Below are 14,451 nucleotides of genomic sequence, written 5' to 3'. Positions count from 1 at the left end.
TCGCCGGCGTCACACCTGGACGAGCTTGGCGAGGTCGCTGCGGTGACTCAGTGCCAGCTTCTCGCACGCCCGGTAGATGTGTCCCTCGACGGTGCGCACCGACAACACCAGGCGCCCGGCGATGTCCTTGTTCGACAGCCCGCGACCGACCAGCACCGCGATCTCACGTTCCCGATCGGTGAGCGGGAGCGGGCGCGCGGCCTTCGCCAGGGCGGGCGTGGTCGCGCCGTCACACCGCGATGCCAGCCAGTGCGCCTTCGCCGCCGCCGACAACTCACCCCGGCGGTCGTTGGAACGCGAGTACGCGGTGGCGGCCTGCGCGAACATGTCCGCGGCCGCGATCAGTGCCCCGACCTGTTCGAACTCGGCGGCGAGCGCGTCGAGGGCGGGCCCGTCCGCCTTCGACAGGGCCCGCGCCCGGGCGGCCGCCACCTTTGCGAACGGCCCGTCCACGACCGACCCGAGTTCGGTGAGCCGCGCAACCGTGGAGTAGTCGCCGAATGTCGTGGCGACGTCGAGCGCGAGCGCCTCCAGCGCGAACTGGCCGGACTGCGCCGCGAGGTCCGCCGCGCGTCGTGCCGCATGGACCGCGGCGGACACCTCCCCCGCTGCGCCCGCGACCCACGCCCGGGCGACGTCGATGAGCGGGTCGAAGAATGCCAGTTCGGGACCGGAGTGGCGTTCGGCGATCGCGAGCGCCTCGGCGGCGTCGTCGGGACGGCCCTGCGCGGCCCGCACCTGACACAGGCTCACCGCGGCGAGCAGCATCCATTCCGATCGGGTCTCGCGATCGAGCACGGCGAGGGCCTCCGTCAGGTGCTCGGCGGCATCGTTGAGCCTGCCGCACGTCAGTTCCACGACACCGGACGCGACGTCGGCCAGTGCGGCACTGTTCGGTTGTCCGGCCGCCAGATCGCGGTACCGGGCCGCGGTCTGCTGCGCGGCCGACAGTCGCCCGACGAGGGTGAGCGCCTGGACCTCGAAGTAGCCGATGTGGAAACGCAGCAGGCCGTCACCGTGTGAGATCGCCTCCCAGGCCGACGAGGCCAGCGCCCCCACCTCGAAGCCGCGGCCCGACACCGTCAGCGCCGCGACTCCGGCGAACACGGCGCTCGCCCGCGCCCACGGGTGCGCCTCCGGCGCCGCCTCCACCTGGCGGGACAGCGCGATCGCCTCCTCAGTCCGGCGGTCGTACAGGTGCAGGACCGCGTCGAGGGCCACCACCGACACCGCAAGCATGGGGTCGGTGATCCGGCCTCGCTCACGTTCGAACAACTCGACCGCCTCCCGCGGGCGACCGGCCTCCAGATACAGGCTCGCGACCCGGGTCAGCAGCCAGCGGGCGACGTCGTACTCGCTCAGTACGTCCGGGTCGACGGCAGCGAACACGTCCTCGGCCTCGTCACCCCGGCCCTGCCACATCAGGGCTCGGCCCAGCGCGAACGACGCGTCGAAGCCGGCTCCGCTCCGGACCGCAGCGCCGGCGAGTCGCGCGCCCAGTTCGAGGCTGGCCATCGCGATCGCATCCTCGGCGCCGCGCACCAGCAGGTCCGGGTCGAGATCCATCCCGGACTCCATCGCCAACTCGGCGATGCGCATCGAGGTCACCATCCCCGGGTCGGGGGACGCGCGCAGCACCTCGACGAGTCGCCGTTTGATGCGTTGCGCGGCGAGCACACCGGCTCGATCGCGGATGACCTCACCGAACAGCGGATGCGCCAGGCGCACGACATGGGCGTTCCCCACGCTGAGAATCCGCACGAGGTCCATCCGTTCGGCCTCCTCGATCGACCGCCGGCTCACGAGTTCGCTGAGCACCTCGAGCTCGAGTGGTTCGCAGAATGCGAGGTAGTCGACGACGTCGCGGGCGTCGCGCGGTGTCCGCGCGAAACGCGATTCGAGCAGCGACGCGAGGGCCGCGGACACCCCGGGCCGGCCCCGCAGCTGCCACACTCCCCCCGTCTTGCGGAGTGTGCCGCCGTCGAGGGCTCCCTCCACCAGATGCCGCAGGAACAGCGGATTGCCCTCGGACACCTCCCAGATCTCGTCCGCGCTGAACCGTTCCACCGGGGCACCGAGGACGGCGTGGAGTTCGTCGTCCATTTCCTGCCGCGTGAACGGCGGGACCACGAACGGGGTGAGCAGACCGTCCTTCCACAGCGCCTCGATCGCGCCCGGCACCGGAGCACCGCTGCGCACGGTGACGACGAGGCGCGCGTCGCGGCCGACCGCCAGCTGGTGTACCAGTCCGGCCGAGAACTCGTCGAGCAGATGCGCGTCGTCCACCCCGATGATGCCGAGCCCGCCGTCGGGAGCGGTGCCGTCCTCGGCGAGCAGGTCGCGCACCGCACGCAGCGCGACCACGGGGTCACGCGACGTGGTGCGGGCCAGGTGCGGCGCGAACGCGCCGAGGGGAATCGACTGGGTGGACTCGGTGCCGACGATCCATCGGGCATCGCCGGTCAGCGAACCCACCAGTTCCCGGGCCATCGTCGTCTTGCCGACTCCGGCGGTACCGACCAGCACCACTCCGCACGTCGTGCCGTTACGGAGCAGTTCCTCTGTGCCCTCGAGAAACGCCGCACGATCGAGGACCGGCCAGAGTCCCACCATGCTTCGAACGATAATCCTGTCCGACGGCACAGCGAAGCGAACGGCCGAACCCGCAACCAGGGAGTTACCGCCCGGTCGGTCCGCGCCGGGTCCGCGCCGGTCCCCGCCGGCCCAGGGGCGTCAGTCCGACAGTGCCGCGACTTCCTGGTCGGTGAGCACCGTCTGCGGCACCCGTCCCGCGTCGCGGACCATGGTGACCGCGCGGTACAGCGGTCGCTCCTCCAGGCCCGCGCCCCGCGCCTCCGCCCGCAACTGCTCGATGAGCAGCGAGGCCGCGGCGGCCGCGGGTGCCAGTTCGCTCGCGGACAGCGCGTCGGCGAGCTTGCGCAACCCGAGCACCTCGAGTTCCCGTCCGCCGTCGGCCGTGTAGAGCGCGAGCGGCACGTTCTGCACGGATCGACCGTCCCCGATCCGCGCCGCAACCTGACTGATCCGCCCGGACCGGACGACGAACTCGACGCTGACCGCCGCAGCCACGTCGACCCGCCGGTGACGCAGTCCGTTCGATGCGTGGATCGTGTTGCCGTCCAGCCAGATTCGACGTCGAGTCGCCAGGATCGCGGACAGTGCGGTCGGCAGGCCGATCACCGCACCGACCGCGACCGCCACCGGCGGCGCCGCGAAGATCGCGACCACGGCGCCCACCACGATCCCGATGACGATCGAGACCATGGCGATCCGGCGCATCCGCGGCGCCAGCACCGACGCCGGGATCAGGTCGAGGGAGAACTCGCTCCCGCCGGCCCGGTCAGGCGTCGGCAAGAATCGAACCGATCTGCGCGACAACACCTTCCAACGGAACCGAGGTCTGGTCTCCGGTACTCAGGTTCTTCACCGCGACGGTACCGGCGGCTAGTTCGTCGTCGCCGAGCACGAGGGCCAGCGTCGCCCCCGAACGGTCCGCGGCACGCATCGCACCCTTGTGACCACGGTCGCCGTACACCATGTCGACGCGGATCCCGGCCGCCCGCAGATCCCGCGCGATCGTGACCATCCGGGACTTCGCGGCGTCACCGAACGGCACCCCGAACACCTCGCAGCGCGCGGGGTTGCCGGCGGTCTTGCCCTCGGCGGCGAGCGCCAGGACTGTCCGGTCCACACCGATTCCGAAGCCGATACCGGACAGTGGCTGACCGCCGAGCTGCTCCATGAGTCCGTCGTAGCGGCCACCACCGCCGATGCCGGACTGCGCGCCGAGACCGTCGTGGACGAACTCGAACGTGGTCTTGGTGTAGTAGTCGAGGCCGCGCACCATTCGCGGGTTCACGACGTAGGGCACCCCGAGGGCATCGAGATGCGCGAGGACCTGATCGAAGTGCGCCTTCGCGCTCTCCGAGAGGTGATCGAGCATGAGCGGGGCGTCCGCGGTCATCTCGCGGACCTCCTTGCGCTTGTCGTCGAGCACGCGCAGCGGGTTGATCTCGGCACGACGACGAGTCTCCTCGTCGAGCGGTAGCGCGAACAGGAACTCCTGCAGGCGCTCCCGGTACTGCGGCCGGCACGTGTCGTCGCCGAGCGAGGTGATCTCGAGGCGGAAGCCGTCGAGGCCCAGGCTGCGGAAACCGGCGTCGGCGATCGCGATGACCTCGGCGTCGAGCGCCGGATCGTCCACGCCGATCGCCTCGACGCCGACCTGCTGCAGCTGACGGTAGCGGCCCGCCTGAGGTCGCTCGTACCGGAAGAACGGACCCGCGTAGCTGAGCTTGACGGGGAGCTGGCCGCGGTCGAGGCCGTGCTCGATCACGGCCCGCATCACACCGGCGGTGCCCTCCGGTCGGAGCGTCACCGAGCGGTCGCCGCGGTCGGCGAACGTGTACATCTCCTTCGACACGACATCGGTGGACTCACCGACGCCGCGGGCGAACAGGCCCGTGTCCTCGAAGATCGGCAACTCGATGTGGCCGTAGCCGGCCAGCCGCGCCGCACGGGTCAACCCGTCGCGCACGGCGACGAACTCCGCGGACTGCGGCGGGACGTAATCGGGAATGCCCTTGGGGGCCGAGAAGGTGCTGGACTTACTCACGGTGCTTACTTTTCCTTACTGGGAGGCGCTCAGTCCAACGAGGAACGGGTTCGCGGCCCGTTCCTGGCCGATCGAACTCGATCCCCCGTGGCCGGGCAGGATCGCGGTGGCGTCATCGAGCACGAGCAACTTGCGCGCGATCGAGCGCAGCAACTGCTCGTGGTTGCCGCCGGGAAGATCACTGCGGCCGATCGAACCCTGGAACAGCGTGTCCCCGGTCAGCGCGACCTGCAGCGGGCCCTGATCGGTCGACAGTTCGGTGCGGAGGACCACCGACCCCTGGGTGTGCCCCGGAGTGTGATCGACGACGAAGTCGATACCCGCAACGGACAACTCGTCACCGTCGGCGAGCTCGATCACCTCGGCAGGCTCACGGAACTCCATCCCGGCGATGAACTCGTTCATGGTGGCACCGATGCCGCGCGAGGGATCGCTGAGCATGTAACGGTCCTCGGGGTGGATGTACGCCGGGATGCCGTACCGCTCGCACACCGGTTGCACCGACCACGTGTGATCCAGATGCCCGTGCGTCAGCAGCACCGCCCGGGGCTCGAGCTCCGACTGCGCGAGAAACTGCGCCAACGGCTCGGCCGCGTCCTGGCCGGGATCGACGACAACGCACTCCGTCGAGTCGTCCTGCGCGAGGATGTAACAGTTGGTCTGGAACATCCCGGCCGGGAATCCGGTGACGAGCACGGCGGCAACTCCTAAAGTACGGGTCGATTACGGGGTCCAATCCGGACCGCATACAGCCTAGGCTGTCGTCACGCCAGGATCTTCTCAGGTTGCAATGACAGACTCGCCCGAAGCCCTCACGCGGCAGCGGGCGCCACGAGACATTCCGGAACAAACCGAACGAGACGTACGGGAGGACTACCGCAGTGCCGAGCAATCAGCAGCGCCGGGAAGCAGCGAAGAGAAAGCTGGAACGCCAGCTCGAACGGCGCGCCGAACGCGCACGAAAGCGCAAGCAGATGACGATCATCGGATCGGTCGTCGGCGTCGTGGTCGTGGTCGCGATCGGGGCCGTCGTGGTGACGCTGAGCGGCAAGGACGAGGACAAGTCCACCGAGAACACCGCCGCCTCCCAGACACAGACCGCCGGCGCGTTGCCGACCGCACGCGCCGAGGCACTCCCGAATCTCGTGAACTGCACCTACACGCCCGACGGCAGCGAGGCGTCCAAGCCCAACACCCCGCCGCGCACCGAGGGCATCGACACCACCGTCGCGACCGTCAGCGCGAGCATGGAGACCTCCCAGGGGAACGTCGGCCTGACGCTGAACAACGCCGAATCACCCTGCACCGTCAACAATTTCATCAGCCTCGCCTCGCAGGGCTACTTCGACGGCACCAGCTGCCACCGCCTCACCACCGGCGACAGCCTGCAGGTGCTCCAGTGCGGCGATCCCACCGGAACCGGAACGGGCGGGCCCGGCTACGGCTTCGCCAACGAGTTCCCCACCGACCAGTACGCCGCCGGCGATCCCGCACTGAGCGCACCCGCGTCGTACCCCCGCGGCACCCTCGCGATGGCGCACAGCAGCATGCCCGACAGCAACGGCAGCCAGTTCTTCATGGTCTACGGCGATTCGCAGCTGCCGCCCGACTACACCGTGTTCGGCACGATCGACGAGACCGGCCTCGCCACGCTCGACAAGATCGCCGCGGCCGGAAACGACTCGTCCAGCCAGCCCGGCGACGGCAAGCCGAACCTGCCCATCGAAATCACGAGTGTGAGACTGGACTGATGAAGCGCACAGCATTTGTCGCAGCCGGACTGGGCGTGACACTCGCCTTGACCGGGTGCTCCTCCGACAACGACAACTCCACCGACTCCTCGACCAGCGCCTCGGCCGCCTGGACGACGCCGGCAGCGCCGTCCATCGACATGTCCCGGTACGCGGCCCTGCCCGCCGCCGCGGTACCCGTCGCACCCATCGTCGACTGCAGCTACGCCCCGGCCGGCCCGCCCTCGAAGAACGTCGCGGCCCCCAACGCGACGGGCGTCTCCACCGAGGGCACCGTCGCGGTCGCCCTCACCACCGATGCGGGACCGATCGGCCTGACCCTCGATCGCGCGAAGGCACCCTGCACGGTCAACAGCTTCGTCAACCTCACCGAGCAGGCGTACTTCGACGGCACCCCCTGTCACCGCATCTCCACCGTTCCCGGCCTCGGCATGCTGCAGTGCGGTGACCCGTCCGGGCTCGGCAGCGGCGGCCCCGGATACCAGTACCCGAACGAGTACCCGACCAGCCTGTACGCCGCGGACGATCCCGCCCTGAACAGCCCCGTCGTCTACCCCCGCGGCACCCTCGCGATGGCCAACGCCGGACTCGACACCAACGGCAGCCAGTTCTTCCTGGTCTTCGAGGACTCCCTCCTCCCGCCGAAATACACGGTGGTCGGCACCATCTCCGACGAGGGCCTCGCGACCCTCGACACCATCGCCGCAGCCGGCGTCAAGGGTGCCACCGGAGCCGGCGACGGCGCCCCGGCCACCCCGGTCACCATCGAGACCGCCAAGGTCGGCTGACCCAGCCCCACGCAACAGCTGAAGGGTCCCTTCGTACGCTCACAGCGCACGAAGGGACCCTTCAGCTGTTTCCGGTGGTATCCCGGAGGGGTGTACAGGGGCGGTTCGGGGCTCCAGCGCCTATGCGGCCGATGTGACTCGGTAGACGTCGTAGACGCCCTCGACATTGCGCACCACGTTCAGCACGTGGCCGAGGTGCTTCGGGTCACCCATCTCGAAGGTGAACTTGCTGATCGCGACCCGGTCCCCCGATGTCGTCACCGACGCCGACAGGATGTTCACCTTCTCGTCGGCGAGTGCCTTCGTCACGTCCGACAGCAGGCGGTGCCGGTCGAGCGCCTCGATCTGGATGGCCACCAGGAACAGCGACGTCGGCGACGGCGCCCACTCGACGTCGATGATCCGCTCGGACTGCTGACGCAGCGAGCCTGCGTTGGTGCAGTCGGTGCGGTGCACGCTGACCGCCCCGCCACGGGTCACGAATCCGAGGATCTCGTCGCCGGGCACCGGGGTGCAACACTTCGCAAGCTTGGCGACGGTGCCCGGCGCGCCGGGCACGAGCACGCCCACGTCGCCGCTTCCGCGGGTTCTGGTGGGGATGGTGGACGGCGTCGACCGTTCCGCCAACTCCTCCTCGACGGCACCGACGCCGCCCAGGTGCGCGACCAGTCGCTGCACGACGTGCTGTGCGGAGACGTTGTGCTCGCCGACCGCCGTGTAGAGCGCGGAGACGTCGGCGTACCTCAACTCGTGCGCGATCGCCGTCATCGATTCGGCATTCATCAGGCGCTGCAAGGGAAGTCCGCCGCGGCGAACCTCCTTCGCGATGGCGTCCTTGCCGGCTTCGAGCGCTTCCTCGCGGCGTTCCTTCGCGAACCACTGCCGGATCTTGGTCTTCGCGCGCGGCGACACCACGAACGACTGCCAGTCCCGACTCGGCCCGGCGTTGGCCGCCTTCGAGGTGAAGACCTCGACGACCTCACCGTTCTCGAGCGTGCGCTCGAGCGCCACCAGTCGACCGTTGACGCGGGCGCCGATACAGCGGTGCCCGACCTCGGTGTGCACGGCGTACGCGAAGTCGACCGGTGTGGAACCGGCCGGCAACGTCACCACGTCACCCTTCGGCGTGAAGACGAAGATCTCCTTGACCGCGAGGTCGTATCGGAGCGACTCGAGGAACTCGCCGGGATCGGCGGCCTCCCGCTGCCAGTCGAGCAGCTGGCGCATCCACGCCATGTCGTCGACCTCGGCGACATCGCTGGAGTGACGCCCCTTGGTCTCCTTGTACCGCCAGTGCGCAGCGATACCGAACTCCGCCGTGCGGTGCATGTCCCGTGTTCGGATCTGCACCTCCAGCGGCTTGCCCTCGGGGCCGATCACCGTGGTGTGCAACGACTGGTACACCCCGTACCGTGGCTGCGCGATGTAGTCCTTGAACCGGCCCGCCATCGGCTGCCACAGCGAGTGCACGACACCGACCGCGGCGTAGCAGTCCCGGATCTCGTCGCACAGGATCCGCACACCCACCAGGTCGTGGATGTCGTCGAAGTCGCGGCCCTTGACGATCATCTTCTGATAGATCGACCAGTAGTGCTTGGGACGACCCTCGACGGCGGCGGTGATCCGTGACGCCGACAGCGTCGCGTTGATCTCGGCCCGCACCTTCGCCAGGTAGGTGTCGCGCGACGGCGCACGATCGGCGACCAGGCGGACGATCTCGTCGTACTTCTTCGGATGGAGGATCGCGAACGCCAGGTCCTCGAGCTCCCACTTCACCGTCGCCATGCCGAGTCGATGTGCCAGCGGCGCAATCACTTCCAGCGTCTCGCGAGCCTTGCGGGCCTGCTTCTCCGGCGGCAGGAAACGCATCGTGCGCATGTTGTGCAGGCGGTCGGCGACCTTGATCACCAGCACCCGCGGATCCCGCGCCATCGCGATGATCATCTTGCGGATCGTCTCGCCCTCGGCGGCCGATCCCAGCACCACCTTGTCGAGCTTGGTGACGCCGTCGACGAGGTGCGCCACCTCGTCACCGAACTCGGCGGTCAGTTCCTCGAGCGAATACCCGGTGTCCTCGACGGTGTCGTGGAGCAGCGCCGCCACCAGCGTCGTGGTGTCCATGCCGAGTTCGGCGAGGATGTTCGCGACGGCCAGCGGGTGGGTGATGTACGGGTCACCGGACTTGCGGAACTGCGTCGCATGCCGCTGCTCGGCGACGTCGTAGGCCCGCTGCAGCAGCGAGAAATCGGCCTTGGGGTAGAGCTCCCGATGCAGCGTGACCAACGGTTCGAGGACCGGGCGGACCGGGGCATTACGCGCACCGGTGATGCGCCGGGCCAGCCGGGCCCGGACCCGCCGCGACGCGGACGTCGGGACGGACGCGGGTGCGGACTTCTCGGCGGGCGGGGTCGCCCCTGTACCGGGCGCACCTGTGTTCTGAGACCGATCAAGATGCTGGGTCATGCCGTCACCTCCTGCCACCGCGCTGCGGGCGGTCCCTCGGGACCCGGCGGCACTGCTACACCACCAGGCACAACTGTAGTCCTCAGACGCGGACGAGCGACGTCAGCGGGTACCTTCCGAACCGGTCCCGGCCACCGAGCTCCTCGATCTCGAGCACCACCGCGACACCGACCACCTCCGCACCGGCTCGGGCCAGCAGTTCGGCGGCCGCCAACAGCGTCCCACCGGTGGCGAGGACGTCGTCGATCACGAAGACCCGGCGGCCCTTCAGGTCGGGCGCGTCGCACGGAATCTCCAGTGTCGCCGCACCGTACTCGAGCGCGTAGCTCTCCGAGTGCACCGGAGGCGGCAGCTTGCCGGCCTTGCGCACCGCCAGCACACCGCAACCCAATTCGAGTGCGACGCCACCGCCGAGCAGGAAGCCGCGCGCATCGACACCCGCCACGAGATCGGCGCCGGCGCCGGCCGCCGCGAGACCGTCGATCACCGCCCGGTAGCCGGGCCCGTCCGCGAACACCGGGGTGAGATCAGCGAACCGGACGCCGGGGGTCGGGAAATCGTCACACCACCGGGTCAGACGTGACACCGCCTCGGCGGCCTTCCCCAGCGCGGTCGTGAGGTTCGGCGGCGTGGCAGCTTCGGGCGCATCCATCTGAGAAATCACCTCAGAAGTATCCACCGGTCCATGTTCCAACCCGCACCGGACCTCGTCGGGTTCGGCACCACCCCGTGCATCCCCTTCGAATGCGCTGTGGTCCGCGGCTGGTCGAACAGCGGAATCGTCGGCATCTCGTTCCACAGGATCGCCTCCGCCTCCCCGGCGAGCGCCATCCGCGCCGACAGCGAGCCGTCGACCGCGAGCTGATCGGCGATCTGGTCGAAGCGCCCGTTGGAGAACCCGCCGAAATTGTCGCCGTTGCCCGAGTGCAACGCGAAGGCCGCGGCGGTCGTCGAACTGACGCCGGCCGCACCCGCCGCGGAACCGGTTCCGGCGAGCACGGCGTCGACCTGACCGGCACCCAGCGCCGTCGGCAGGAAGTCGGGCGATCCCGCGTCCTCGACCGTGATCCCCGCGCCCGCACACGACGCGGCGATGTCGCGCACGGTCTGCGCCCGCCGCTCGTCGGGGCCGAGATAGCCGACCCGCACCGTGAGGTTCGACTGGCCCGCCTCCTCCCGCGCCGCAATCGCACCGGGGATGTCCGGATCGGTGTAGATCCCGCCCTCGGCCGCGACCGCCGACGAGTAGAACAGCGTGTCAGGTGCCGTGATCCGCGAGTCGACGACACCCGACCCCGGCCCGGTCGCGACGTCGAAACCGGGATGCCCGAGCGTGTCGAACAGCTGCTGACGCGGCAGGCACAGCGCCAACGCGCGACGGGCGTCGACTGAGCCGAGGGTCCCGTCGGTGGCCAGCACCAACTGCTCGACGCTGCGCGACGGCCGGTCGACGACGTCGAAGCCGTCGCCGAGATCCAGCCCTCCGATCGATCCCGAGCCGACGTCGACGACCTCGATCTCACCGTCGTCGATGCGGGACTGCACATCCGACCCCTTGGGCCACACCACGATTCGCGACGTCGCGGGCTTGTTGCCCCACCAGCGCTCGTTCTCGACGAGCACCAGCCCACCGTCGGCGGTGTAGGAATCGATCCGGTACGGACCCGACGACGGCAGTCTCGTGGACTCCAGCTCTCCGGGAGTGAGCGTCCAACCCGTGTTCCAGAAGTCGGCGATGCGACCGACCGCGTCGGCATCACCCGACTGGACCGCGCCGACCAGATCGGGCACACCGGCAGCCTGCGCGGCCACGTGGGCCGGCATCAGCTCGGTGGCCCCGAACAGCGAACGCCAGTCCAGGTAGCCGCGCCCCGGCTTGAACACCACGGTGGCGTCCTTCGATCCGGGTTGGCAGTCGACCCGCTCGATGTCGGAGTAACCGGCACGCGTGGCCGCCGCGAACATCGGCGCGGCGCCGCCCTCGCCGGTGCGGGTGAACCGTCCGCTGCCCGCCGCCCACGCCAGTACGAAGTCGTCGCAGGAGACGGGAACACCATCGGAGTACACCGATGCCGGGTTGAGGCGGTACTGCACGGTCAGCACGTCACCGGGCAGCACGCTGGACGTGCCGAAATCGGTATCCGCGACCGGTCCGCCGGTGGGTCCGGTGTAGCTCATGCCGGTGAGCACCCGACCGAGCGCCTGCCGCGCACCCGTTGCCGAGCCCTCGACCGTGTTGCCGTTGTAGGTCGTCACCACGTTGTCGATGGCGAAACCCAGTGACGGCACCTGATCGGCGGGCTCGCCGCATGCTGCGGTTGCACCGACCGCCGCCGCGGCCGCCAGGGCGACCAGCGACCTGACGACGCGGCGACGGGTACGGGGAGACGTTCGGGACGGGTTCACATCCGGCATGTCAGTGCCTCTTCTTGTTGCGCTTTCCGGTCGGCGTGGCACCCGGGCTGGGAGCGCGACCCGCCGTGGGACGCACCCGCGGCTCCGGCCGGCCCGCCGCGGCGGTCTGCGTGCCGGACGCCTCCTCCCGCTTCGCCAGCACCTTCTTGGTGTGCGCGGCAACGGGACCCCACCGCTCCTTGATGCTGACCAGCATCGGGGTGGCGGTGAAGATCGACGAGTACGCGCCGACGATGATGCCGACGAGCTGCACCAGCGCCAGGTCCTTGAGCGTGCCGACCCCGAGGAGCCACACCGCGACGACCATCAGCGCGATCACCGGCAGCACCGAGATGACCGTCGTGTTGATCGAACGCATCAGGGTCTGGTTGACGGCCAGGTTCGCCTGCTCGGCATACGTGCGCCGGTTCAGGTGCAGGATCCCCCGGGTGTTCTCCTCGACCTTGTCGAACACCACCACGGTGTCGTAGAGCGAGAAGCCGAGGATCGTGAGCAAACCGATCACCGTCGCGGGCGTCACCTCGAAACCGATGAGCGAGTACACGCCGGCCGTGACGATCATGTCGAAGAACAGCGAGACGATCGCGGCGATCGCCATGTCCCGCTCGAACCGGACCGCGATGTAGACGCTGACGATGACCAGGAACACCACCAGCGCGATCAGCGCCTTCTGGGTGATCTGTCCACCCCACGTCTCGCTGACATCCGCGACGCTGATCGCGTTCTTCGACGGGTTCCCGCTACTGTCCTGCGGCTGGAACGTGTCGTACAACGCATTCTGCAGCGCGTTCACCTGTCCGGCGTCGAGCGCCTCGGAACGAATCTCGATTGACGAACTCGCACCGGATCCGACCGTCTGGACGGACACCGGTTCGATACCCAGGCTGTCCGAGTAGACCGTCTCGACCTGCTCGGTCGTGACACCTCCCGGCGCCGGGAACTGGATGCGGGTGCCGCCCTCGAACTCGATTCCGAGCGTGAAACCCCGGACCAGGATGCTCAGCAGCGACAGGCCCACGATCGCACCGGTGAGCAGGTAGTAGAACTTGCGGCGACCGATGACCTCGAAGCCGCCGGTGCCGGTGTACAGACGCTGCAACCAGGTGTGGTGCGGGAGCAGCGCCCGATTCGCGCCCTCGTCGGTGACGGCCGCGTCGACGGCGGAGGTGTTCGACTCACTCATTGCTTCATGCCTCCATGTCGGACGATGCGGAGGTCGACGTGGCGACCTTCTTGCGTTCGCGGGCGACCTGCTGGACCGCTCCGAGTCCGTTGACGCTCGGCTTGGACCAGAAACGCGACTTCGAGGCCATGTAGACCAGCGGCCACGTCACCAGGAACACCACGACCACGTCGAGGATCGTCGTCAGGCCGAGCGTGAACGCGAAACCGCGAACCTGGCCCACCGCGAGGGCATACAGCACCGCGGCAGCGATGAAGCTGACGGCGTTACCGGACAGAATCGTCCGACGTGCACGCGCCCAACCGCGAGGCACGGCGGAACGGAAGCTGCGTCCCTCACGCATCTCGTCCTTGATGCGTTCGAAGAACACCACGAACGAGTCCGCGGTCATGCCGATACCGATGATCAGACCGGCGATACCGGCGAGATCCAGCGTGAAACCGATGTACCGGCCCAACAGGACCATCACCGCGTAGACCATGAGCCCCGACAGCACGAGCGAGAGCGCCGTGAGCACTCCGAGCATGCGGTAGTAGACGAGGCAGTAGAGCAGCACCAGCACCAGGCCGACCGCGCCGGCGATCAGACCCGCCTCGAGCGACTGCAGGCCGAGGGTCGCCGAGACGGTCTCCGCCTCCGACGCCTCGAACGACAGCGGCAACGAACCGTACTTGAGCGTGTTCGCGAGCTCCTGGGCCTGGGTCTGGTTGAACTGGCCGGTGATCGACGTCGAACTGCCGACCGGGGTCGCGCCCTGCACGACGGGCGCACTGACGACCTTCGAGTCGAGCGTGAAGGCGGCCTGCTTGCCGATGTTCGCCGAAGTGAACTGCGCCCACGTGGTGCTACCGCTCGACTTGAAGCTCAGGCTCACCTCGTAGCGCGACTGCTGGCTGTTGAAGCCGGACGACGCGTCGGAGATCTCCTGACCGTCGATGATGCTGGGTGCCAGCAGGTAGACGGTGGTGCCGTCGGTCGAGCAGGCGACGAGCGGCAGCGCCGGATCGTCGTTGCCCTGCAACGGGTCGGGCGCCGAGCAGTCGAGCGTCGCCATGGCCTGCTGCTGGACCACGGGGTCCTCGCTCTGCCGGGTCGCCTTGGCCGCCGCGATCTCGGCCGCCGCCGCCTCGGGTGAACCGGGCTCGGGTGCCGGGGCGGGCGAGGACGCGGCGGCCAAGGCGACCCGGCAGAGCGAGGACCCCGTGGTCCAGCAGC

11 protein-coding genes are annotated in these 14,451 nt (G+C 69.1%); 2 read left to right on the top strand and 9 right to left on the bottom strand.

All coding sequences use genetic code 11. The features are described 5' to 3' along the window. Positions 1 to 9: 9 nt before the first annotated feature. The 4 genes from IJ15_RS0120480 to IJ15_RS0120465 all read right to left on the bottom strand — a co-directional run bounded on the left by IJ15_RS0120480 (position 10) and on the right by IJ15_RS0120465 (position 5,332). Positions 10 to 2,613, bottom strand: coding sequence for a helix-turn-helix transcriptional regulator (locus IJ15_RS0120480; protein ID WP_031940207.1), 2,604 nt, complete (start codon positions 2,611 to 2,613; stop codon positions 10 to 12). Positions 2,614 to 2,733: 120 nt separating this feature from the next. Next, positions 2,734 to 3,375 (bottom strand): hypothetical protein, encoded by a 642-nt coding sequence (locus tag IJ15_RS0120475; RefSeq protein ID WP_051919304.1) that lies wholly within the window; start codon positions 3,373 to 3,375, stop codon positions 2,734 to 2,736. After that, positions 3,362 to 4,636: a histidine--tRNA ligase gene (gene hisS, locus IJ15_RS0120470; RefSeq protein WP_031940205.1), complete on the bottom strand. Its 1,275-nt coding sequence runs from the start codon at positions 4,634 to 4,636 to the stop codon at positions 3,362 to 3,364. The genes IJ15_RS0120475 and hisS overlap by 14 nt, the downstream gene beginning before the upstream one ends. A gap of 15 nt (positions 4,637 to 4,651) precedes the next feature. Continuing rightward, positions 4,652 to 5,332 (bottom strand): MBL fold metallo-hydrolase, encoded by a 681-nt coding sequence (locus tag IJ15_RS0120465; protein WP_031940204.1) that lies wholly within the window; start codon positions 5,330 to 5,332, stop codon positions 4,652 to 4,654. A 185-nt stretch (positions 5,333 to 5,517) separates the two neighbouring features. Here IJ15_RS0120465 and IJ15_RS0120460 point away from each other — a divergent pair, with 185 nt between their 5' ends. Further along, positions 5,518 to 6,387, top strand: a complete 870-nt coding sequence (locus tag IJ15_RS0120460; RefSeq protein WP_031940203.1) for a peptidylprolyl isomerase — start codon at positions 5,518 to 5,520, stop codon at positions 6,385 to 6,387. Next, positions 6,387 to 7,175, top strand: a complete 789-nt coding sequence (locus IJ15_RS0120455; protein ID WP_031940202.1) for a peptidylprolyl isomerase — start codon at positions 6,387 to 6,389, stop codon at positions 7,173 to 7,175. The genes IJ15_RS0120460 and IJ15_RS0120455 overlap by 1 nt, the downstream gene beginning before the upstream one ends. Before the next feature lie 120 nt (positions 7,176 to 7,295). Here the strand turns inward: IJ15_RS0120455 and IJ15_RS0120450 are convergent, their stop codons facing one another. The 5 genes from IJ15_RS0120450 to secD form a co-directional block, all read right to left on the bottom strand. Beyond that, entirely contained in the window at positions 7,296 to 9,638 is a 2,343-nt protein-coding gene (locus IJ15_RS0120450) for a RelA/SpoT family protein (protein WP_031940201.1), read from the bottom strand. 82 nt (positions 9,639 to 9,720) lie between these two features. Next, entirely contained in the window at positions 9,721 to 10,290 is a 570-nt protein-coding gene (locus IJ15_RS0120445; RefSeq protein WP_031940200.1) for an adenine phosphoribosyltransferase, read from the bottom strand. An 8-nt stretch (positions 10,291 to 10,298) separates the two neighbouring features. Further along, entirely contained in the window at positions 10,299 to 12,053 is a 1,755-nt protein-coding gene (locus tag IJ15_RS0120440; RefSeq protein WP_031940199.1) for an ABC transporter substrate-binding protein, read from the bottom strand. A 1-nt stretch (position 12,054) separates the two neighbouring features. Then, a complete protein-coding gene (gene secF, locus IJ15_RS0120435) occupies positions 12,055 to 13,236 on the bottom strand; it encodes a protein translocase subunit SecF (RefSeq protein ID WP_031940198.1) in 1,182 nt (393 codons plus the stop codon). Between the two features lie 4 nt (positions 13,237 to 13,240). Then, positions 13,241 to 14,451: protein translocase subunit SecD (secD, locus tag IJ15_RS24935; RefSeq protein ID WP_051919313.1), on the bottom strand; the 1,211-nt coding region annotated here is incomplete at its 5' end.

This window comes from Prescottella defluvii (genome assembly GCF_000738775.1).
Lineage (GTDB): Bacteria > Actinomycetota > Actinomycetes > Mycobacteriales > Mycobacteriaceae > Prescottella > Prescottella defluvii.
This window is presented reverse-complemented; position numbering and strand designations above follow the sequence as displayed.